A 23,563-nucleotide genomic window follows, 5' to 3' on the forward strand; every position below is an offset into this window, starting at 1 on the left:
TTTTTTACTCTTTTATTATTGATTTATTTAAGTAATTACCGATTGTGACAGTTAGAGTGCGGAAGATGGGTTTTAACAGATACACGCCAAAATCAAGGTCAAGGAAATAACAGTTCCAACTGGACATTCCAACTCAAGTTAAAAGGCAAAGAAGCTCAATTACAAGGTAATTTCGAATATTTTAAAAAAGAATTAGGAATTCCCTCACCCCAAACCCACTTACCTATTGCTGTACAAGAACTTAAAATCTTCCAAGCCCCACCCCTCCCAACTTACTATGTAGATCGTCCCGAATACGCTCAAGAACTTAAAAAACGTCTACTCACAAATTCTTCAGATCCACGGACTTTGGTCGTCACTGCGATTCATGGCTTGGGTTCTATTGGTAAATCAACTCTAGCAACGGCTTTAGCACACGATCGAGAAGTGCAAGAAAAATATTGTGATGGTATCCTTTGGGCGACTTTAGGTCAAAAACCTAATCTATTATCCCTGCTTAGTGGCTGGATACAAGCATTGGGAGACCACAGCTTTAAAGCGACTAGTGTGGAAGCTGCTTCCAATCAATTACGTACGCTACTTTATGATAAAGCTGCGCTGCTAGTAGTTGATGATGCTTGGAATACTTCCGATGCACAAGCTTTTAATGTTGGTGGAACGCGTTGTCAAGTTACGATCACAACCCGCGAAGGTGCGATCGCTGATGCATTAGGGGCTAGTAAATATTCTTTGGATGTAATGAAGTCATCCGAAGCGATGGAACTGCTGACCAAAAAATTAGGACGTAAGCTCACTGACGCAGAAACTAAAAATGCGAAAAAATTAGCGAAAAGCCTTGGTTACTTACCTTTAGCATTAGAATTAGCTGCTGCTCAAGTTGCTGGTGGTACTTCTTGGACGGTTTTATTGCGTGATATGCAGCAAGAGGTGGCTCGGTTAAAATCATTAGATTGCAAGTCAGCCAGAGATGTTAATGATGAAGCAAGTTTAAAAAAACTCAGCTTGAGAGCATCGTTAAATTTGAGCGTACAACAATTATCAGATGAAACGCGATCAAATTTCATTTGGCTAGGGGTATTACCAGAAGATGTAAGCATTACTCCCAAGATGACTGCAACCCTTTGGGATATGGATGATGAGCGGGATGCAGCAGATGAGTTGGGCTACTTGCATTCCAAGTCTCTGCTATTATCCGGTGTTCCTTTGCCGGATAAAACACCAACCTACCGTTTACATGACTTATTTCATGACCTCGCGTGTAATTTATTAACTGCTCCACAAAATCCTAAGCGTAAAGGTAATTTAGCAGGTTTGGGAATAACTCTTCCTCAAGCTCACGCCACATTTTTGGAGAATTACAGAAAATTAACCAGTAACAACCTTTGGCATACCTTACCCGATGATGGTTATATCCATCAACGCTTAGTTTGGCATTTGGAAAAAGCTGAAAAGATAGAAGAGATTCACAAGTTGTTCGCTGAAGAATCAGAAAATGGTGGAAATGGTTGGTATGAAGCTTGTGATCGCTTAGGACAAACAGCAAACTTTGTCACCGGTCTTGCTCGTGCTTGGGAACTTGCAGAAGATGATAAACAGGTCAAGACGAACCGATCTCAAGTTATTGGCTTGCAATGTCGCTATGCTTTAATTACTGCGTCCCTTAATAGTTTAGCAGCTAATCTACCAGTAGAATTGCTGATTGCGTTGCTCCACAAAAAAGTATGGACTCCCGAACAAGCACTAGGTAACGCACTACAAAGCTCAAATCCAAAACAGAAAGCTCATTTGCTTACAGGGCTAGCCAATCATTTGCCGGCGACCTTAAAAAAACTAGCACTCTCCGAAGCTCTGGCTGCCGCTAGGGAGATTCAGTCTGACTATTATCGCGCCTATGCCCTAAGTTCTTTAGCGGACAAACTGCCGTCCGAATTGTTACCAGAAGCTCTGGCTGCCGCTAGGGAGATTCAGGATGACTATTATCGCGCCTATGCCCTAAGTTCTTTAGCAGAAAAAATATCACAAATGCAAAAACCTCAACTTTTCGATCTCTGGCGAGAAAATTTTCACATTTTATCTCGTCGCACTCGCCCAAACTTACTCTCTGATATAGAAGCATTAACTCCCGTTATATTTGCCTTAGGTGGTGCAGAAGCAATTAAAGATACAGCTTGTGCGATCCAATATGTGTCGCGGTGGTGGAAATAGAGCCGCTGCGCGGAAGTCATTAGCGCAAGCGTGTCCGTAGGACATAAGTAAAAAGTCAAAAGTCAAAAGTGAAGACAGACCGTGACTACGAAGGTAGTGACTTGTTCCTTGTCTCCGGCAAGGAATACATTATCGGAGGCTCCGCCTCCAGTCTAGATAGGAGGGGGAGCCTCAAGCAATATGTTATGTCATGTCCGCCAAATTACCCATAGTATGTCGTTGCGAGCGTTCGCCGTAGGCGCGTCAAAAGCGAAGCAATGACGGTTATTTAACCGGACATAATATTACTAGCCTTCTTACTGGTAACAAGAATAAGTTAATCCCTAATTTCTACGAATCGGCATAGTCATACACCTTGCTCCACCACGACCGACTACCAGATCCGAACCGGAAAACTCCATTACACGAATCCCGTTTTCCCTTAAAGCCTGATTAGCTTTAGGATTGCGGTCATAAGCAACTGCTGTATCGGCCTTAATCATGAAAACATTTACAGCATCGTCAAACTGTTCGCAAGGATCTGTCACCTCAATAATATTTTTACCGAACTGACTGCGAAGAACTGTGATAAAATCTTTCTGCAGAGATTCCGGTTCACCTCCAGACCGGAAAGTTCTATCGCTCCAGCATAAAGTATCCCCATAGGCGCTAACAGCTTCGGGATGAACCACCATATGGTTGGGACCAACTACAGAGCAAACAGTATCCAAGTGAATGAAGGCTCGTTTTGCAGGAATCATCGGTTGAAATACCCGCTCTGCACCTCTTCCAATTAACTCTTGAGCCACTTTTCTTACCGCTTGACGGCTAGTTCGTTCGCTCAAAGCAATGGCGAAATTATTTGGGGCTATGACCATGACATCTCCCCCCTCGATAAAGAATTGTTCTCCGGAATCTAAATTCCAATCGATCGCTTGAGATTTAGCGTTCTTCATAAATGGGTGGTAATTTATTACCGTGCGAATAATCGAAGGTTCGCGACGTCGAACTTCCCAATACATTCTGGATAATACCAGCGATTCTCCCAGAGCAAAACCCGGATCGCGCATGAAATATAAATTGGGAACCGGTGGAACAATTTGAGAATCTCGTTGCTTGAACATTGGGTGTCCTGCATCTTTAGCAAGTAAGTCAGCAATATTCAAACCACACATTAACTGGGAAGTTATTTGCTTGAGGTCGCTGCTGCAAATTTCATCGACCTTTTCTTTAAGCAATGGACTTAATTCAAGGTTGTGATTCCCAAACCGGTGTTTCAGACTCTGAAATTCCCGATCAAACAGAATATTTTCTACCACTTGTCGCAGTTGATCGCCTTGGAGAGATTTAATTACGTCATATAACAAAAGCGCAATATCCAAAACGATGGGACGCAAACTATTTTCCTTGATTACTCGAATGAATTCACGGTGTTGCTGCTGTGCTAGGTGCAGTGCGGGACGAGAATCAATCAAATACCAAGGGTCGTTTGGTTCAATTCGATCTATTTCATCAGATGGGGTATGTACCAAAACTGTCTGCAACTGACCATACTCACTTTGGATGTGGGGAGTACACATCTCTACCATATATTGTTCATATTCAGCTTTGATTTTTGCCCTTACTTTGTCAGGATTGGTGAGACAATTACTTTTATTAATCAAAGCCAGCGCTCTGTAAGTTTCTGTATCTCCAAAATCGAAATTTTTAGAAGAAGCTGGATCGAACAATAGGAATATGGGAATGTTTTGATCGATTTGTCTGGCAAAAGTTAGAAATTCCCGTCCACTTTTGGAACCAATTTGATAACCAGATATTATTAGATCGAAATTGCAATCATCCCAAAATTTTTGCTTTGCTTCCTCAATAGTAGTAGCAAAGGTAATAACCCAGTCCGCGTCGGGAAGTAGCTTAGGAAATCGCGACTCCCAAAACGCTGCATTATCTTCTACTACAAGTGCATGTCTGCTGAATCTGCTTGTTTGCGAAAAATTTCTACGAGTAATAATCATTCAAAGTCTCCGTGACTTGACATATTCGTATTGAAAACTTGGGATTTAGCCCAAGCAAATTTCCCAAGCAGTAGAATTATTCGTGCAAGTGAAGACCTTGAAGTATATTCCTCCCTTGGGGGAGGTTAGGAGGGGGTTAGCCTTGGGGGAGGTTAGGAGGGGGTTAGCCTTGGGAGGTTAGGAGGGGGTTAAGACTTGTGGGAGGTGAGGAGGGGGTTACTCCTATCTCTCATGGGTAGGTATTTCGTATTTGGTCATTTTTTGGACGTTTTAGGCGATGTTTAAATCCTGAAACGACCAAACCACCTTAAGCAGTTGAGAAAATTATCAACTATTTCCGCAATACCAAAAAACCTACCCTTGAAAGGTTACTCCTATCCCGGTAGAAGATTACCTAATCGAGTTAGAGGGGGAAGTGTGGGAAGAAAAGGAGAAATTTTTATAGGTAATCTGATAAACGGGAAGGGAGTAGAATCGTTTCTACAAGTCGATAACGAAATCGATCCAATACAGAATTATTTGCTTGAGAACAAAAGCGATTAATTTCTGAAGCGATTATCACAAGGTATTTATAATCATACTTGTAACGCTTAGGACAAGCATCTCAAGCACAAAACATTACGAAGTGTAAAGTTTTGTTACGGTAGTTTTTTTAATTCTATCAGTCTGCCCCATTAATTTTAAAGCGCGTAGTGTGGCGTTAGCGATGGGATTTATTTGTGGTCAGAATCCCCGTAGAAACGTAGCAATGCTAAGTCTCTACAGCTATTGTTATATGATTAATGCCGAAAATTTATTAGGTAGATATTAGGTAAATAAATTACTATGACACCATTACAGAAATTTCATAGCTTCGGAAACCACGTCATCATCGGCGTTTCCGGAACAGTCCTAAACGACGAAGATAAACGCATCCTGAGCAAATTAAAACCAGTGGGAATTATCTTCTTTGCCAAAAATTTCCGCCAAGACACCCACTACGAAGACTGGTTAGACACTTTCAAACAACTAACAGAACAAATCCGGGAATATACCGAACGCAAATCGATGTTAATGAGCATCGATCACGAAGGAGGAAGAGTAGTTCGTACACCTTCACCAATTACTCGATTTCCCTACGCCTTTTTGCAAAGTAAAGCAGCAACAAAAATCGCCAAAGCTACAGCACTCGAACTAAAATCTTTAGGTATAAACCTATCTTGGGCTCCCGTTGCAGATATCTTCTCCAATCCCAATAATCCAATAATTGGACCCCGCGCCTTTAATACTACCCCCGAAACAGCCGCAAAATCCGCTTGTAAATATTTTATTGGACTGAAAGAATCAGAAATCATCGCTTGTGCAAAACATTTTCCCGGACATGGAGATACCAGCACCGACTCTCATTTAGAGCTACCAGTGCTCGATCTAAGTTTAGAACAACTGAGAAACCGAGAACTAATTCCTTTTCAAGCTTTAATTGAAGCAGGAATTCCCACCATTATGACCGCTCATATTCTCTTTCCCCAGATAGATAAAAACCTACCTGCAACCTTATCTCAAAATATCTTACGTCAAACACTTCGAGAAGAACTCGGCTTTGAAGGAGTTGTGGTATCTGATGACCTGGATATGAAAGCAGTCTCAGATATGTATGCAAATAAAAATATTAGTGCAAATAATGCAAATATTAGTACAGTCGCCCAAACATTTAACGCAGGTTGCGACCTATTAATAATATCTGGAAATCTTCCCGCATCATCCCCAGAAAAAATTTATGGTATCGCTGAGGATTTTGTTACCTCTCTGGAAAATGGTAGCTTAAGTGAAACTGTAATTGCAGCAGCGAAAACCAGAATTGATAAATTGCTAGCGATCGCACCCCAATATTCACCCCATATTCTCGATCGCAACACACTTTTGCAACACGCCGAACTCGCAATTTCCTGTGCTTATGGGGGATAAGCGACTAGGGATTAGGGATCGGCGATTAGGAACTTCCAAGAAATAATTTACACCACCATTTGTTTCATGTAGGGACGCACATTGGTGCGCCCTGATGAGTTTTTTGGCGTTGCTGTTAAATGATTTGTTCCTTGTCTCTGGCAAGGAATACTGTATCGGAGGCTCCGCCTCCAGTGTATCTAAGAGGCAGAGCCTCAGGCAACTGGTTACCAGCCGGAGACTGGTAACAAGAACAATCGTCTATCACCAATCCCCAGTCGCTAGTCGCCAATCGCCAATCGCCTAAAAACTCAAAGTAGTTCTCAGGGTTCCAATCACAATATCATCGTTATCGCTATCGTGATCGGGAGCAGTTAACCAAATTACACCAGGAGTAATGCTGATGTTATCGTTAAGCCGATACTGATAAAACGCCTCTAGGTGAAGTGAAGTATCATTATCTTCATCTAAACCATCGATACTAGAATCAGTAACTTTTGGCTCCATACCGACAACGATACCACCTAAGTTACCTTTTTTACCCAAATCAGGGAAACCTGCTGTAACAGCCCAGTTCCAAATATCAACATCGCCGCGATCAGGGAAAGCAGCTGAAGTAGAGAGGTTGCGAGCATTTGTATAGCCAACCCAACCACCTAAAACAATATTCTTGGTCACACCGACGGATGCTTGGAGACCGTAGGAATTACTAGATACTGGTGTATCTATATCCTGGAAACCAACCCCAGGTAATTCGGCACGGAAGTTCGCTGAATTACTACCAGTAGTCAAAAACTGATTGTAAGCATTCACATAAGTCAAACCAACCTTGAAACGATCGCTTGGTTTAAAGGTAACTTGTGCGATCGCACCATAATCCCCATTGAATAAACCACCATCTTCACCAGGATCGCTGGCTGTGGTTCCGATGTATCCCAAACTTACTTCTAACTTTTCACCAAACTCGTGCTTAACTGCTAAGCCAGCACCTTCTTCTACTTGGTAATAGATAGGGTTACGAGTACCGAATGCTGAGATGGAACCACTTCCACCATCACCATCCAAAATATTTACTGTATCAACGAATTCATCAGGCTCAGCTCCAGTTGCGAAAGCATATACATCTGTGCTCTTCCCAAGAGGAAACTCGTAAAATAATGTGCCAATTTCTACATCTGCACTAGGATCGTCCTCTGTCGCAAATGATAAACCCCCTTCAAGAGTACCAATCTCAGGATTGACAGCGTTATTTGCTTCCAATCTGGTAACTAAAGAATCTTTCCCGGTAAAACTGGTAACTAAATCTAAGCGAACTCTGGCTCCAAGGGCTGCATTAGTATCTTCAACATCTTCACCATTAACTTGATCGCTTTCTAACACGCTAGTTAATCCAGCAACAACTTCCCCTTCTAGTTTGGTGGTAGTAGAAAATTGATTTGCTTCTAATTCTGCAGTTCTAGCCTCTAAAGCATCTGTACGACCGCGTAGGGTCGCCAATTCCGCAGAAAATTCTTCCTGCAGCTTTTGTAAAGTCGCTAGATCGTCCTTAGTTACTAAGTCTGATGTTGCGGTTGCAATTAATTCGTTAACTCTATCCAAACAAGCATTTAAACCAGCTGCAAACTCATAGCGGGTCAATGCTCGATTTCCACGATAGGTGCCGTTAGGATATCCGGCAATACAGCCGTAGCGTTCCACTAAAGATTGTAATGCTTGAAATGCCCAACTAGTTGTTTGTACGTCAGATAATTGAGAAACTGAGGTTACCTGCGCCATTTTCTTCTGTGGAGTTGGGGAAGCCATTGCATCCGTTTGCGCAAGAGCAGCTTTTCCACCAACTGATAACGCCCCAAAAGCCAGGGGACTAGCCAAAAGCAATTTCAAAAATATTTTTCTTTTATTCATTTTTCCTCACACTTGTTGTAATACGCACGGCTATACTTTCTTTTACATCAGCCACATCTCAAAATAAGAGCAGCTAATGAGAAGATGTTACTCCACTGGCGTTATTATCAGATATCTTGGTTATTTGTTCCACCAATTAAAAAAAGATTAATTGGGCTTTACAGGCATATTTCTGAATAATCGTGTAAATTACAACTTCTCAAGTTGCTTCGTGGAAAGGCGTGCTTGGATAATAAGAATACACCTGTTACAAGCGATTAAACGGAACAAATATCAAAAATATTGGCCCAAAAAAATAATTAACCATGACAATTGACTGCACAACCGATTTCCGATTTGCGATAATAACTGTTAATTTTTAAGTTGTTGGGGTTGATCGCAAAACTGCTAACAGCTCACTTGAAATGCTTTATATTTTTAAGACAATCCGAGAAGCGATCGCCAATTGGTGGTCGGAATTCACCCTCCAGACAAAATTATTAGCTGCCGCAACTTTAATTGTGTCATTAGTCATGAGCGGTCTAACCTTTTGGGCTGTTAATACAATCCAACAGGATGCACGGCTCAATGATACTCGTTTCGGTCGCGATTTGGCATTATTACTAGCAGCCAATGTCGAACCTTTTATTGCCGATACTAATCTTACAGAGGTAGCAAAATTTTCTCAGCGTTTCTACAGTAGTACTTCTAGTATTCGCTACATGCTCTATGCTGATGAAGCCGGAAAAATTTATTTTGGTATTCCATTTTGGGAACCAGAGGTAGAAAATTCCCTTACCATCCAGCGCAGCATCCAGCTACCTGAAGATTATGCATCCAATACGCGCAAGCCTTTAGTACGCCAACATCAGTCACCGGATGGAGAAGTTACTGATGTATTTATTCCTCTGCGCGCCGATGGTAAATATTTGGGTGTTTTAGCAGTTGGGATCAATCCCAATCCTACAGCAGTTATTTCTACTAATTTTACTCGGGATGTCACCATTGCCGTATTTATTACTATTTGGGTAATGGTAATTTTAGCGGGGGTAATGAATGCTCTAACTATTACTAAGCCGATTAAGGAATTACTTGTAGGTGTAAGGCAAATTGCAGCAGGATATTTTAAACAACGTATCGATCTACCCCATGGGGGCGAACTGGGGGAATTAATTTCCAGTTTTAATGAAATGGCTGAGCGTTTGGAAAGTTATGAAGAGCAAAACATTGAAGAACTTACCGCCGAAAAAGCTAAATTAGAAACTTTAGTTTCAACTATTGCAGATGGTGCAGTATTAATTGATAATGATATGCAGGTGGTTTTGGTCAATCCCACAGCAAAACATATTTTTAACTGGGATGACATTGAAGTTATTGGCAATAATGTTTTGCATCACCTTCCGACAGCGCTACAAACCCAAATTACCCGCCATCTTTACCAAATGGCTGCAGGAGAATGTGAGAGTGCTGAATTTCGCATCCTCCTCAACGAACCGAGCAAACGTACTATTCGCATTCTTCTCACCACGGTTCTCAACCAACCACGGGAAAGTATTAAAGGTATAGCCATTACCGTGCAAGATATTACCCGTGAGGTGGAACTCAACGAAGCGAAAAGTCAATTTATTAGTAACGTATCCCACGAATTGCGGACTCCTTTATTTAACATTAAATCTTTCATCGAAACCTTGCATGAATATGGTGAAGAATTAGGAGCCCAACAACGTCAAGAATTTCTGGAAACTGTCAACCACGAAACCGATCGACTCACCCGCTTAGTTAATGATGTATTGGATTTATCGAAACTAGAATCCGGTCGTACCTATAGTTTAGATGCTGTTGAATTGGGACAAGCGATCGAGCAAACCTTGCGGACTTATCAACTTAACGCCAAAGATAAAGGAATAGAAATTATTCAGGATGTCGCTGCACATCTACCACTAGTTAAAGGTCACTATGATTTATTACTGCAAGTGCTAGCCAATTTGGTAGGTAATTCCTTGAAGTTCACTCAAACAGGTGGTAAGGTTGTTCTCCGTGCTTATCCAGTAACATCAAGTTCTAATCCTCAAACCGCCCCATTGCAAGTTCGGATTGAAATTTCTGATACTGGTATTGGTATTGCACTAGAAGACCAACAAGCCATTTTTGACCGATTCTTCCGGGTAGAAAATCGCGTTCACACCCTTGAAGGTACTGGTTTGGGTCTATCAATTGTGAGAAATATCATTGAAAAGCACCACAGTAAAATGAATTTAGTTAGTGAAGTCGGTGTAGGGACGACGTTTTGGTTCGATCTAGAAGTTTATGGGTGAATTTTAAAGGTAACTGTTAATTAGCCTCTATTTACCAACTAAAATCAAGAGCAAAATTATCATACAATCCCGCAAAACGACGCTAAATAAAAGTAAGGAACGAGAATTTAATAACCTGTAATTCTGAAATTTGGAATGGTGCGTTACGTGATGCTAACAACACCCTAACTTTTGTACTTTATTTCATTCACATTCCTTAAGTAAAGTAGACCTAAAAAATCAAAAACTAAGTGTGAGATTATTACACTCCTGACTCCTACTCCTTACTTCTGACTCCTGACTCCTGACTCCTGACTCCTACTCCTGACTCCTGACTCCTGACTCCTACTCCTTACTCCTGACTCCTGACTCCTACTCCTTACTCCTGACTTCTGACTTCTGACTTCTGACTCCTGACTTCTGACTCCTGACTCCTGACTCCTGACTCCTGACTCCTGACTCCTATCTCTCATATTCTGCGATAAAATNTCCTATCTCTCATATTCTGCGATAAAATCTTTAAATAAATATTTGAACATTAATTCCAAATATCAGTGTACTTAGCGACTGAATTACAAAATACTGAAAATTTATGATGTGAAGTATTGCTCAGAGCTAAAAACAAAGGAGAAGCCAGCCAAAATAAAAATATTCGTGCATTAGTCCACACTTAAGCTCTAATTTACAAGGTTTGCACGTCATTTATAAGATCATCCAAACAAATAAGTCTTGTTGGATGTGACAATGGTAACTCTTTGTGTGCTGAAGTGACTCAATTATTTTTTTGAGTTTTTTTGGAATTATCGTTCAATAATTTTACAGATCGGTTATCTAGTGAATACACAGGAAATATTTTATGAATTTAACAGAAGAGCTACAAAACTATCGCAACCAATTTTTAACCAAAGTTTCTGAAGAAGTCCAAGCCACGATGAGTCAAGCAACTCAAAACTTAGCAAGTTCGGGAATCTCAGATGGTAGTTTAAAAGTTGGAGACAAAGTTCCTGATTTTTCCCTACCTAACGCAACGGGTAAGAGAGTTAATTTACAAAAACAACTTCAATTAGGTCCAGTCGTAATCTCTTTCTACCGAGGTCAATGGTGTCCCTATTGCAACTTAGAACTACGGGCTTTCCAGAAACGTTTACCAGAGATTCAGGCTTTAGGGGCTTCTCTCATCGCAATTTCACCCCAAACTCCCGATAATTCTCTATCTACTGTTGAAAAAAATGAGTTAACCTTTGAAGTTTTAAGCGATGTAGGAAATCACATCGCTAGACAATTTGGTTTAATATTTACTCTTCCAGAAGATTTACGCCCAATTTACGAAACATTTGGAATCGATCTTCCCGCACACAATGGCGATAAAACCTTTGAATTACCTATCCCAGCTACTTACGTTATTGCGTCTGATGGTACAATAGTACTCTCTTTTGTTAATGCTGATTATACTCAGCGCTTGGAACCACAAGAGGTCATCAACACTCTGCAAAAAGTGAATAAATAATGAATTAAAAATAAATAGATTATCCTAAATCTCTCAGCTAACTTTCACTTACTCATCACCATTTCCTTAGAGTCATAAGCAATACTATTAATTAAGAAAATATAAAGAAATAGTTTTCTGCTTATGACTATAATTTTTATTGCTCAATAATTTATAACTGTTATGTCCAGCCAAAATTAAACTTGGATCTTTTCCAGTCTGTAATTTCCAGGAATCAGATTTTTCCAGGAATCAGGTTGTTTTTCCAGGAATTAATTTTTTCAGATATTTGAACTAAACGTAATTTTAATTCATTAAAAGTAATACTATTTTCGTAATACTTAATTTAATTTGCGATTAATACTCTAGAATATTTAAAGAAATATTTAGGAATTTTTTTGTGTATTAACCACATTTCTCAGTTAGACTTTAATAAGTACTTAGACAAAGCTAAATATATATTTGTTGCGATTGAACTAGCGTTAGTGCTTATAAAGAGTGCATGGGGCTTAGGATAAAGCGGTTATTCCTACCATGTGGAGTAAAATATAACCCATCTATACTCTCTGCTTGTAACATCACAGAGACTGCGTAAAAGCCTGACAGTATGACACTTTATAGTAGTAATAAGTTCATATTAATAGTTAGTAATCACGCTAGCATTTGTAACGAAATAAATATTTTTGTCCCCCTACTTAAATACCCAAACTCAATACTATAATGAGTGGAAAGCACAATTCTTTGAACTGTAAAGTGGTGAGATTATTTCAAAGCTGGATAATCACTAGTTTTGTTTGATTGTATCTGATTTACTCAGTAATTAAAGACACACGTAGTTGTTTACTCATTCAGAGAAACCTGTGGCGAACATTTGTCCTAGACAACTACTAAAAAAACAACACAATAAAACTTAGAATAACCATTGCAACCATCAGAAAGGCTTGTTATACTGTTGTTCTATTACGAACTATTATTTCGGCATCTAATTCAATGTGTTGCCTATAGTTAGATGTCTGCAAAATATTAACAGTGTTATATACTTGTATTGTATTGACATCTGCCGCCTAGTTCAATTAGCAAATAAAATTCAGGAGTAATAAAATGAACCGCATTTTAAGTAAAATTTCGTATAAAAAAGATATTGATTTAGAAACAAAGTTTCAATTAGTAAAAGAGATTCTCAAGCGACCAACTGAAGGTAGGAAATTAAGCGGTGTTGACTTGAGCGGAGCCGAACTTAGTGGTGCAGATCTTAGTAGTGCGGACCTTGGTGGTGCTGACTTGAGCGGTGCGAACCTAAGGGGTGCAAACTTAATCCACGCGAACCTTTGGGGCGTGAACTTCAACGGCGTCAGAATTGATTTTGCAACAAAAATCGATAGTAAATGGCGTCTAGTATGGCAAATCGTCAATACTAAAGCTTATGGAAGAGGTCTAGATGGTGAAAACCTGATAGAAGCTAATCTTGCTGGCGCTTATCTTTACTGCGCCGATCTGAGAGGAGCGTTCCTCAATGGTGCAAATCTTGCAAAAACCAATCTCCAAGAAGCAAAGCTTAGAGGCGCAACTCTTACAGATGTCAACCTCAACAATGCGGATCTTAGGTATGCCGATTTGAGGAATACAAACCTAAGTCGGGTAGATTTTAAGGGAGCAGATCTCAGAGGTGCGGACTTAACCGGAGCTAATATGACAGGGGTAAGCCTTGATTGTGCGTCTGTTGAAAATGCAAGATTTGGTAACAATCAAGGAATGTCTCAAGAAATGAGATATGACTTAATTGCTCACAAAGCAATATTTGTGATGCAAGGTAACGACGGAGAAGATATTTTCCATCGTTCTACTCCCTTGGAGGTAAAGTCTGAAGTTCCTGTTGCTGTTGGCTAAAAGGTCTTCTGTACCGAGATAAAAAATGTGTACTGTTTAAGGCGGTATGATTAATCTTTAAACCCAAAATTGCGAGACAAAAAACTCCAAAGTCTCTCGATTTTGGGTTATTTAGAGGCAATATGGAAGAAGTAAGGAGTAATAAGTAATAAGTAATAAGTAATAAGTAATAAGTAATTAATAAGTTAATAGTTATAAGCAATAGATAACAGTTAATGATTATTAATACTCACAGATAATAAATTTATTTTAAAGTTGCTAAACTTCTTAATGTCGCACTGCGTAATTAGATTCGGATATTACATGAGCCTAAATTTCTTGTTATGGACGAAAGAGGCTAATGCTAACGCCGCAGGCTCAGTCAGGTTCCAGAACATGCTTATTTGTTTCAAAAATTCTTAACCGAACTGTATTGACTCATAACCGTTAATTCACCCCTCACTCATTACTGTGCGCTATCGCGCCCCGCTATAGCTGCGCTACCTACGGATCCGCTAACATTACTCATTACTCATTACTCCCCGATCACATCGATAATTTGCTGTGAAAGATTAAGGGGTCGAAGGGGTTTAGTAAAAATTGCTGCGACATCCAATCCTGCAAAACTTTCTTCTACAGAATATTTAGACTTAGCAGTCATCATAATTACGGGAATATTTTCGGTCTTGGGGTTAGATTTTAACTTTTGTAGCGTTGCTTTACCATCCATATCTGGCATCATTAGATCTAATAAAATGACCTCAGGTTGTTGACTTTCAGCTACATCAATAGCTTCTATTCCAGAGGTTGCATTAATAACATTCCAACCTCCATTCATTTCCAAGCCTAACTGAATTAGCGCCCGGACATCTTCTTCATCATCAACTACTAAAATAGATTTTGTCATGGTGATTAGGGATTTACGATTGGGGATTAGGGATTGGGGACTAGGGATTGGGGACTAGGGATTAGGGACTGATAACTGTTAACTGATAACTGATAACTGTTAACTGATAACTGTTAACTGATAACTGTTAACTGATAACTTCATCACCCAGTCGCTAGTCCCCAGTCCCCAATCCCTCATCAACCGGTAACCGAACATAAAAAGTACTTCCTTCACCTAGAGAACTTTCAACCCAGATACGTCCGTTGTGTTGCTCGACTATGGTACGACAAATGGGAAGTCCCAAACCCGTACCTCCTTTAGCGCGAGAGTCGGAAGCGTCTACCTGTTGGAAACGCTCAAAGATTAGTTGTAATTTGTCTTGGGGAATTCCCCGTCCTCGATCCTGAACTTCAATTTGTAGATACTCACAATTCAAACTACTACGCAACGAAACAGTTTCTCCTGGTTCGGAAAACTTAATTGCATTGCTTAACAGGTTTGTTAGGGTTTGCAATATCCGATCTGGATCTGCATGAATTTGAACTGGGGTAGGCTCCACCGAAAGGTTTACTTGGGCAGAATCTGCCATTGCTTGCATTGCTTGTGTTGCCTCAATCAACAACTTATCTGCTTGACATTCAACATAGCGCATGGCTATTTTACCCGATTTAATTCGCTCTAGATCGAGAATGTCATTGACTAAACGAATCAAACGTTCCATATTATTGGTCGCAATATTGATGGTTTGCTGACCTAGCTCAGTTAAAGTTCCCAATTTTTGGGTTCCTAACAGGTCTAATGCACCAATAATAGAATTCATCGGCGTGCGTAGTTCATGACTAACGAGGGAGATAAATTCATCTTCCATCCGTTTGCGCTCGGTAATATCATTAATGATGCTTAAAGTACATTGAACGCCAGCAAGTTCAATTAATTCGGTAGAAACCAAAACCACTCTGGGTTGACCTTCCTTGGTATAGATTTCATATTCTTTGTTATGTAAAGAACCATTTTCGAGTAAATATTGAACTGCGCTATCGTATATCTCTGGAGTAAGAGAAGGATTTAACTCGGTGATCGTTCTACCAATAACTTCGGTTTGGGAATAACCGGTTAACTTCGAAAAACAGGGGTTTATATCTAAAAAGCGACCCTCTGTGAGAGTTGCGATCGCAATTGGATTGGGACTAGAACGAAAAATAATTCCAAATTTTTCCTCTGCGGCGGTACGTTCTACAATTTCTTGCTGTAATTGCTTATTTTGAGCCTGGAGTTGTTTTTGGAGATTACAAATAGTTAGGTGTGTTTCTAAACGAGCTAAAACCTCTTCTACTTGAAATGGTTTAGTAATATAATCTACGCCGCCAACCTCAAAGGCTGTAACTTTGTCTAGAAGTTCTCCTAATGCGCTAATAAAAATAATCGGGATATCGTGGGTACGTTGGTCGGCTTTGAGACGTTTACAGACTTCATAACCGTCCATTTCCGGCATTTTAACGTCTAGCAAAATTAAATCCGGGGGTGCGGCTTGAGCACCTCGTAAACCCGTGGAAGGCTTGGTTACACTACGAACTTTATACCCTTTATCTTTAAGGATTTGTGACAGCAGCGCCAAATTTTCTGGAGTATCATCAATTACTAAAATATCCGCTTTGGGGGTAGCAATTGGAGAGTTAGACATTTTCATGACCCCCGCTCAGTTCAAGAATTGCATCAAAGTCATAGTTTTGGAGCAAATTTGTTAACTCTTTAGCCAAGGCTACATATTCTTGGGGAATTTGTCTAATCAGGCGAGAAATTAAGTCAGCATCAGCTTCAATCCCTGCTTGATATAGAGCTGCAATCCATTCTGGGGGCATAATTTTCAGGCTATTATTGGTCAAAGATTGGGATTTATAAACCTTTGATAGTTGACTGTTCGTCCGATCGGTAGACTGATTGTTTGGAGTATTATCGAGGGAATCAAATTCAATAAAAAAGCAAAAAATACTACCAGAATTTAGAGTACTACTTACCTCTAAGTCTCCCCCCATTAATTGAACGAATTGTTTGCTAATTGCTAGTCCCATACCCGCACCTCCTCCTGCTTTAAGACCACAACTAGTTTGAACGAAGGGTTGGAATAGTTTATTCATTTCTTCCCTTGCAATTCCTAAACCGGTATCGGAAATTTCAAAATGTAGATAATGGGGAAAATGGGGAAATGAAGAATATAAAGTAGATTTGAGAGTAGAATTCCCTGAGGAGATCGGAAATATTTCTGATGTTAGTCGAGCACCATTAATCGGTAACTGACAACTATTAGCTGTTAATTGTTTACTAGCTGGTGACTGTGAAGGTGAAGTGCTTGTCATGAATTGACAACTAACCTTTAATTTAACAATCCCGGAATGGGTAAATTTGATCGCATTATCTAATAGATGAATTAAAACTTGGCGAAGTTTAGTTTCATCGGCGATGATGTGTTGGGGTAAGTTAGAGGCTAAGTCAAATTGAAGAGACAAATGTTTGACTTTTGCTTTTGCTTGGAAGGATTCCCATAAATCTTTCAGTAATTGATGAAAATCAAAAGGAATTGGCTGCAATACAGTTTCTTGGGTTTCGATTTTAGAGATTTCCAACACTTCTTCAACTGATTTTAATAGGCGTTTGCCACTACGGTTAACGATCGCCAAAGCTTCTTTTTGCTGAGTATTGAGAGTTGGATCCTGTCCCATCAACTCGGAAAAACCAAGAATTGCATTGAGAGGTGTGCGCAATTCATGGCTCATATTGGCTAAGAATCTGCTTTTAGCAAGATTTGCAGCTTCTGCTTTATTTTTTGCTGCTTGTAATAGAGATAATTGTTGTTTTTCCTGCTCTAAAAGTTCAGCTTGACCTAAAGCTATACCGACTTGAGCTGCAACTGCTTCTAAAAATTTGATTTCTTCTCCTGTCCAATGACGAATGTGATCGCACTGATGTAAAACAATAACTCCGTTAGCTTTCCCCTGATAAGATGTACGAACAACCAGAAGAGATTTTAGTTGTAACTGGCGACAAATATCTTCAACTGGTTGTAAAAGCGGTTCTTGGTAAACATCATCAGTATAAACCGCTGTATCTTGCACCAAAACTTTTTGGACGTGGGGGTTACCATCAATGGGAATTTCTATTCCTAACATGGATGAGTAATCATCCAAACGATATTCAGCAACTAAAGGTACCTTTGGTTCTGGAGAATTAATATAAGTATGAATATGACAGCGACTAACGTTAAAAATTTTCCCAACTTGATTGACTGTTGTTTGAAAAATTTGCAGACTGTCTAAATTATTACGAATTTTTTGAGTAATTTCATTTAATAAAGCATAACGTTCAACTTGTTTTGCTAAAGCAGTTTCTACATTTTTGCGTTCTAGCTCTGCTCCTGCTCTAGCAGCAAAAATTTTTAATATTAATTCTTCTGTATTATTATTTTCTGATAATGGTTTTATATCTACTACCCCAATGTGACCGATAATTTTTCCCTGCTGGTCAAATACAGGTGTAGCAATATAGCTTTCAGCATTTAAGGCTTGTAAAACAGGAACATCTGGACAGTAAGTTTGTACTGAGTGGGGGTACCTGAGGGTTTCACCATTCAGAACTCTTTCGCAGGGGGTTCCAGGGATATCGTATTCAAAGTTTTCCGCAAAATCTTCTCCACCCCAAACAGCTAAGGTACGTACTTTATCTTTACTATCTGGAGAAAACTCAGCAATTAAAGCATAACGAGCTTGGAGTACTTCGGCTAAACAACGAACGCAGGAGCGGAAAAATTCGCTACCGATTTGAGTACTCGTTCCTTCAACAATGAACTGTAATGCTTCTTCCCGTTGTTTGCGTCCTGTGACATCTCGAAAATTCCAAATTCTTCCGTAGTATTCTCCTGTCTCTGACTTCACTGGACTGGAATAACGGTCGAAAATTCTGCCATCTTTTAAATAAATTTCATCCTGACTGATTTCATTGGGGTGTTCATACAGGTAATTTACTTTACTCAAAAACCTTTCTGGCTCGGAAACTTGAGATACTGCGTAGGTAAGTACATGGGGAGAATTACCTTCATCAACAATTTCTTCTGGTATTTGCCATAGTTCGCAAAAACGTCGATTATGGGAAACTATTTGGCGGTTTTCATCTACAACCAAAATTCCATCAATTGAAGCCTCTTGTTGTGCTTTTAGTAAAGCAATATTACGCTTCAGAAGTGCAGCACATTTATTATTCTGATTTTTTTGTTCATCATTCATACTTAATAAAATGTATAAAATTAATCTTAAAGTTTTAAGGTGTTAATTTAAGTATCTTGAACCTAAATATTTTGAACCTAAATATCTTGAATTTAAATTGATCGCTTGAGAGTTTGATACAGTGAGTGTATCGTGTGACCATCTCTGGGATATTCCGCAACCGACCAATTACACGGAACTTGAAATCTATTTCCATCTGGTGATGTAAATATCTGTTGTCGCAGCACAGCAAGGATTTCGCCAAGTCTTTCTGTAGCTTGTATTTTATTTAACCCTGGCATCCCAACTATAAATTCTCCATTACCCCAGTATCCTAAAACTTCTCGGCTGCGAAAAACTGATTTAATTAGGCGTCCCCATTTTTGTAATACTTGACTGCTAATAGGGTGACCGTATTGAAAATTTAGTCGATTTAGCTCGGCGATACTCAACATTGCCAGACACATGCTATTTCCATTGTGGGTAAATCTTGCAAATAAGTGATTTAATTCTTGAGTTGATTCAGTATAATTACTAATGCCTGTTTGGGGATCTTTAGTGGAAAGAGTTTGTAATAACCGACTTCTTTCTAAACGATTATTAATTCTAGTTAAGAGTTCTGGTCCTATAACTGGCTTATTAATAAAATCATCAGCCCCTGCAGCAAATACTTGACGAACTGTTTCCGGCTCTGAATGAGAAGTAAGAAATAAAACAGGTAATCCTTGCCAATGCGGATCTGTGCGTACTGCTTGACAAAGCTCTATACCTCCAACTTCTGGCATTTCTACATCTAAAATCAGTAAATCGGGAGATATATACTCAAGGGTGTTCCAAAAGTTTTGGGGATTTTCCAATCCTGCAATTTCCATTCCCCAAGGTTCCAAGAGGGATTTTACGGTTGATAAAAATATAGGATCGTCATCTACAACTAAAATTTTAATTGTGGAAGAATGATTACTAGATAATAATTGATACGCAACTTCCCAAATTTGATTTGCTTCTGTTGGTTTAACTAAAAAACCACATCCGCCAGCTTGAGCAACGCTCACTCGGTTTTCTAAGCTATCAATTGCACTGATGACTATTGTCGATACGGAGGGAGTGCGCTTTGCTAAAGCTCCGATTAATGCTAAGCTTTCACGCCACTGATTTACCGTATCTATGGTTAATACAACCAATTCTGGGGAATAAGTTTTTAACCATTCATTTGCAACTTGAATATCTTTAAAATGGTAACAACTTGTACCAGTGGAATGAGCTAATTGTATGAGTTGAGAGCCGAGTTGCACATCTGGATCGATGAGAAGCAAACGTGCTTGCTCGCTTGCGGAAGAAGTAAAAGATAAATTAGTTTCAGAAAGCTTTGAATCTGTAGTCTTGGAACTCTTATTGGTTGAGCTATTATTTGTTGAGCTAATATTTGTTGAGTTATTATCTCTGAAACTATGATTTTTCGAGCTTTTAAGTTCTGAACTGGTAGCTGTTGATTCAGATAAAGCCAAAATTTCCCCTAATTCTCGTATCAAGGATGGTAGCGTATGTTGAGTTGGGGAATTTTGTTCGAGCAAAAGTAGCTCAATTTCTTTAGCTAACTTACTTCCATCAAATCGCTCAAACATACCCAAAACTCCTGCGAGTTTATGAGCTTCTCGTTTTGCTGATTGTCGTAAATCCTCTGAAAGGTTTTCTTCTTCAATTGCTGTTGCTGCTGTTTGCAATACTGAGAGTCTCTTAACCATTAAACCTTGGTATTGCTCCCACATATTTTCTACAGCCCCTTGATATTTTGCTTCTAAGGTTTTGTCTTCTAAAGATCGAGAATCCTGTTGGGGAAAAGCAACGGTTTGAGAGTTTTCAAAGTTTGTTGTTTTGGAAGTATCGATTTGGAAGTTATTGACCTGAGAATTTATTGCTTCGGAAGTATTGACTTGAGAGTTAGTTATTGTGGGGCTAGTTTTTTGAGAGCTAGTTTCTTGAGAGTTAATTTCTTGAGAGCTAATTTCTGGGGAAGTAGGTGACGAAACAATGTCTGGGTTAAGTCTATATCCCAGACCATAAATATTTTCAATCCAATTTTTAGCACCTGATTTTTTTAACTTTTGGCGCAAACCTTTAATATGTGCTTTTACGCTATCTTCCAAAGGGGGGTCGTCAAAAGTCCAAAGGTGCTCTACTATCTGGGAGCGGCTATAAACCCGAGATGGATTGCGTAAAAATAATTCTAATAAGTTGTATTCCTTGGGTGTTAATCTTACAAGCTTACCAGCATATGTGACTTGGCAACTATTAGGATCTAAACATAGTTCTCCGATTTCTAAAACCGAACTGGGTGTGACCTCTCCTCGTCTTAACAAAGCCCTGATTCTAGCGTGAAGCTCGCTTAATTCGAAAGGTTTGGTTAAGTAATCATCAGCACCTGCATCCAAACCACGAATTCTATCTGCGATCGCATGTTTTGCGGTCATCAAAAGAATGGGTACGGAACAACTTTCAGATCGCAACTGCTGACATAGGGTAATACCATCAAGTGAGGGTAATCCCACATCCATCAATATCAGTTCGTAGTTTCCAGCTTGGGCATACTCTAAACCACTTTGCCCATCATAAACTGCGTCTACAACATATTTATGGTGAGTTAAAGACTTTAACAACACATCCGCTAAAACTTCGTCATCTTCAAGTAATAGAATTCGCATTGTTACATCGCCCGTTTCTGAACTAAATATTACTTTTCAAATCAAGGAAGATTACCGCTATGCGGAAGTTAAAAGTTAAAAGTCAAAAAGTCATTAGCATAGCGTGTCCGTAGGACATAACAGACCGCGTCCTTACGGACGTTAACGCAGTGGGGCGTTAGCACAACAAAAAGTTTGCAGATTAAGCTTTTTAACTATTTAGAATGGTCGGTCTTTTTATTTAAGCTTTAGTTTACTAGAGATTTGGTTCCAATCTTACTGCGATTTGCTCATAGTTTGACTTTGATAGGAGTTAACTTTGAAAACAACAGTAAAGTAAAAGAAGAAAGTAAAAGGGTTAAGTTAATCCCTTTTATCTTTCTTAGATACCCTAAATAACTGGAAAAAATCTAATCTATCTTTAAATTATTGGATAATCGAGAAGAAATAGAGAAGAATTAATCGTTATAGAAAAGAAAAATAGCACACTTTGTTCCATGTACTTCAATTTTACAGATGTAGAAGAAATATTAGAAAAAACTTATCTAAATCAGAAAATAGTGTGACTAAGTCTGACAAGCAACAAAAGTGACTTTGAAAATATATATGTGAAACTATTTGAGTCATTGTATCTGTCTGGGATAATCAACTGGAAAAAACTATAAAAATCGATTTGAATGACCAATCCTCAAACTGAATTTGACTCGCCTTGGAAAGAAATTTTACAACTATATTTTGAAGAATTCATGTTATTCTTCTTCCCTGAGGCACATAGGGAAATTGATTGGTCGCGAGAACCAGAATTTTTAGACCAAGAACTACAGCAAGTTATTCGAGATGCGGAGTTAGGAAAACGACTGGTTGATAAGTTGGTAAAAATTTATCGCGTTGGTGGAGAAGAATCTTGGATATTGATACATCTGGAAGTCCAAGCACAGGAAGAATCTGATTTTGCCAAACGGATGTACAGTTATAACTACCGCATATTTGATAGGTATAATCGCCCGGTAGCATCGATCGCTGTTTTGGGAGATGAAGGTATTAACTGGCGACCAAAGCAATTTGGCTATGATTTGTTTGGTTGTCGAGTTGATTTTCAGTTTCCAATTGTTAAATTGTTAGAATATAAACACAGACAAGCTGATTTGGAAGTAAGTCGTAACCCTTTCGCAACAGTAGTCATGGCTCATCTAGTTGCTTTAGAAACTCGTAGCGACCGCTTGAAACGCAAAGAGCAAAAGTTAGCTTTGGTCAGAAAGTTGTACGAACAGGGTTTTCGACGGGAAGAGGTAATTAATTTACTGGCTTTTATCGATTGGATGTTGACGTTACCATCTGAGTTAGAACGAGAATTTCAGTACGAAGTGGAACAGTTAGAGGTGGAAAGAAAAATGCGTTACGTTACCAGCTTTGAGCGACTTGGAATTGAGAAAGGAATTGAAAAAGGAATTGAGAAAGGGATTGAGAAAGGGATTGAAAAAGGATTAATCAAAGGAATTGCTTTAGGATTAAAACTTAAATTTGGAGAATCGGGTCAAAGTTTGTTACCGGAAATCGAGTCAATTCAGGACGTTGAAAAGTTATCTGCTGTTTTAGAAGCGATAGAAACTGTAGATTCGCTAGAGGAACTGAGGAAGGTTTATCAGTCAGCAAGCGAGTAGTTCCAGTTACAAATTTTTATGGACTTCCAAAATTAGGATTTCCAAAATTAGAATTTCTAAAATTAAATATTCAATTTGCTAGAGTAGGGTGTGTTAGGCGTTAGCCGTAACGCACCGAAAAAAATATAATCTTGTTATCTGAAATTTACGATTTTTGCGCCAACCTGTGGGTGTTGAAAATGAGTTGCTAAATTTAGTGGCTGAAACGCTTGCTCTGTATGGCTTTGAGCTATTTTTGCTTGGTTTGAGGTTGGCGCAACGCTCGAAAGCTTTTATTTGTAAAGGTTGTAGCGATTTTTCTGGAGGTCGTACTTGACAAGCAATCGGCTGAAACAGTATTTTATATTTGATTGGCGCAAATGTACCTTGAAAACTGCATATAGCAAGGCTTCTATTTTGAGCGAATTGCAATTAACATTAATCCCTATTAGGG

The 23,563-nt window shown here is 39.2% G+C and carries 15 protein-coding genes and 1 CRISPR repeat array (1 of these 16 cut by a window edge); of the genes, 8 read left to right on the forward strand and 7 right to left on the reverse strand.

Features of this window, described 5'->3' with window-relative positions:
- The first annotated feature begins 246 nt into the window (after positions 1 to 246).
- Positions 247 to 2,205, forward strand: a complete 1,959-nt coding sequence (locus BC008_RS04475) for an NB-ARC domain-containing protein (protein WP_268768195.1) — start codon at positions 247 to 249, stop codon at positions 2,203 to 2,205.
- A 323-nt stretch (positions 2,206 to 2,528) separates the two neighbouring features.
- On the opposite strand, the gene BC008_RS04480 is transcribed toward BC008_RS04475, so the two are convergent.
- Positions 2,529 to 4,196 carry an arginine deiminase family protein gene (locus tag BC008_RS04480; protein WP_027846522.1) on the reverse strand — a complete coding sequence of 556 codons (1,668 nt, stop codon included), beginning with the start codon at positions 4,194 to 4,196 and terminating at the stop codon, positions 2,529 to 2,531.
- 315 nt (positions 4,197 to 4,511) lie between these two features.
- Here BC008_RS04480 and BC008_RS48020 point away from each other — a divergent pair, with 315 nt between their 5' ends.
- A complete protein-coding gene (locus BC008_RS48020; RefSeq protein WP_161938070.1) occupies positions 4,512 to 4,739 on the forward strand; it encodes a hypothetical protein in 228 nt (75 codons plus the stop codon).
- Between the two features lie 282 nt (positions 4,740 to 5,021).
- Entirely contained in the window at positions 5,022 to 6,140 is a 1,119-nt protein-coding gene (nagZ, locus tag BC008_RS04485; protein WP_027846315.1) for a beta-N-acetylhexosaminidase, read from the forward strand.
- 282 nt (positions 6,141 to 6,422) lie between these two features.
- Here nagZ and BC008_RS04490 read toward each other — a convergent pair whose 3' ends face one another.
- Positions 6,423 to 8,024 carry an iron uptake porin gene (locus BC008_RS04490; protein WP_027846316.1) on the reverse strand — a complete coding sequence of 534 codons (1,602 nt, stop codon included), beginning with the start codon at positions 8,022 to 8,024 and terminating at the stop codon, positions 6,423 to 6,425.
- Positions 8,025 to 8,428: 404 nt separating this feature from the next.
- Here BC008_RS04490 and nblS point away from each other — a divergent pair, with 404 nt between their 5' ends.
- Positions 8,429 to 10,318 carry a two-component system sensor histidine kinase NblS gene (gene nblS, locus BC008_RS04495; RefSeq protein ID WP_027846317.1) on the forward strand — a complete coding sequence of 630 codons (1,890 nt, stop codon included), beginning with the start codon at positions 8,429 to 8,431 and terminating at the stop codon, positions 10,316 to 10,318.
- 263 nt (positions 10,319 to 10,581) lie between these two features.
- Here nblS and BC008_RS46080 read toward each other — a convergent pair whose 3' ends face one another.
- The gene (locus BC008_RS46080; RefSeq protein WP_072207688.1) at positions 10,582 to 10,770 is read right to left on the reverse strand and encodes a hypothetical protein; all 189 of its coding nucleotides are present in this window, start codon (positions 10,768 to 10,770) and stop codon (positions 10,582 to 10,584) included.
- A 383-nt stretch (positions 10,771 to 11,153) separates the two neighbouring features.
- Between BC008_RS46080 and BC008_RS04500 the strand changes: the two genes are divergently transcribed.
- Both BC008_RS04500 and BC008_RS04505 read left to right on the forward strand, forming a co-directional pair.
- Positions 11,154 to 11,804 (forward strand): peroxiredoxin-like family protein, encoded by a 651-nt coding sequence (locus tag BC008_RS04500; protein WP_027844948.1) that lies wholly within the window; start codon positions 11,154 to 11,156, stop codon positions 11,802 to 11,804.
- 1,080 nt (positions 11,805 to 12,884) lie between these two features.
- Positions 12,885 to 13,670, forward strand: a complete 786-nt coding sequence (locus tag BC008_RS04505) for a pentapeptide repeat-containing protein (protein WP_058183217.1) — start codon at positions 12,885 to 12,887, stop codon at positions 13,668 to 13,670.
- A gap of 514 nt (positions 13,671 to 14,184) precedes the next feature.
- On the opposite strand, the gene BC008_RS04510 is transcribed toward BC008_RS04505, so the two are convergent.
- The 4 genes from BC008_RS04510 to BC008_RS04525 all read right to left on the reverse strand — a co-directional run bounded on the left by BC008_RS04510 (position 14,185) and on the right by BC008_RS04525 (position 21,490).
- A complete protein-coding gene (locus BC008_RS04510; RefSeq protein WP_027844949.1) occupies positions 14,185 to 14,556 on the reverse strand; it encodes a response regulator in 372 nt (123 codons plus the stop codon).
- A 154-nt stretch (positions 14,557 to 14,710) separates the two neighbouring features.
- Positions 14,711 to 16,219 carry an ATP-binding response regulator gene (locus BC008_RS04515; RefSeq protein ID WP_027844950.1) on the reverse strand — a complete coding sequence of 503 codons (1,509 nt, stop codon included), beginning with the start codon at positions 16,217 to 16,219 and terminating at the stop codon, positions 14,711 to 14,713.
- Positions 16,212 to 18,812 (reverse strand): GAF domain-containing protein, encoded by a 2,601-nt coding sequence (locus BC008_RS04520; RefSeq protein ID WP_027844951.1) that lies wholly within the window; start codon positions 18,810 to 18,812, stop codon positions 16,212 to 16,214. The genes BC008_RS04515 and BC008_RS04520 overlap by 8 nt, the downstream gene beginning before the upstream one ends.
- A gap of 92 nt (positions 18,813 to 18,904) precedes the next feature.
- Entirely contained in the window at positions 18,905 to 21,490 is a 2,586-nt protein-coding gene (locus tag BC008_RS04525) for a response regulator (protein WP_027844952.1), read from the reverse strand.
- A 656-nt stretch (positions 21,491 to 22,146) separates the two neighbouring features.
- On the opposite strand from BC008_RS04525, the gene BC008_RS04530 reads away from it, so the two are divergent.
- Together BC008_RS04530 and BC008_RS51155 are read left to right on the forward strand one after the other, a co-directional pair.
- Positions 22,147 to 23,130, forward strand: a complete 984-nt coding sequence (locus BC008_RS04530; RefSeq protein WP_027844953.1) for an RpnC/YadD family protein — start codon at positions 22,147 to 22,149, stop codon at positions 23,128 to 23,130.
- 154 nt (positions 23,131 to 23,284) lie between these two features.
- Positions 23,285 to 23,446 (forward strand): hypothetical protein, encoded by a 162-nt coding sequence (locus BC008_RS51155; protein ID WP_235595792.1) that lies wholly within the window; start codon positions 23,285 to 23,287, stop codon positions 23,444 to 23,446.
- 87 nt (positions 23,447 to 23,533) lie between these two features.
- Positions 23,534 to 23,563: a CRISPR direct-repeat array (repeat unit 38 nt) (it continues 375 nt past the right edge of the window).

The sequence above is a fragment of the Mastigocoleus testarum BC008 genome (assembly GCF_001456025.1).
Lineage (GTDB): Bacteria > Cyanobacteriota > Cyanobacteriia > Cyanobacteriales > Nostocaceae > Mastigocoleus > Mastigocoleus testarum.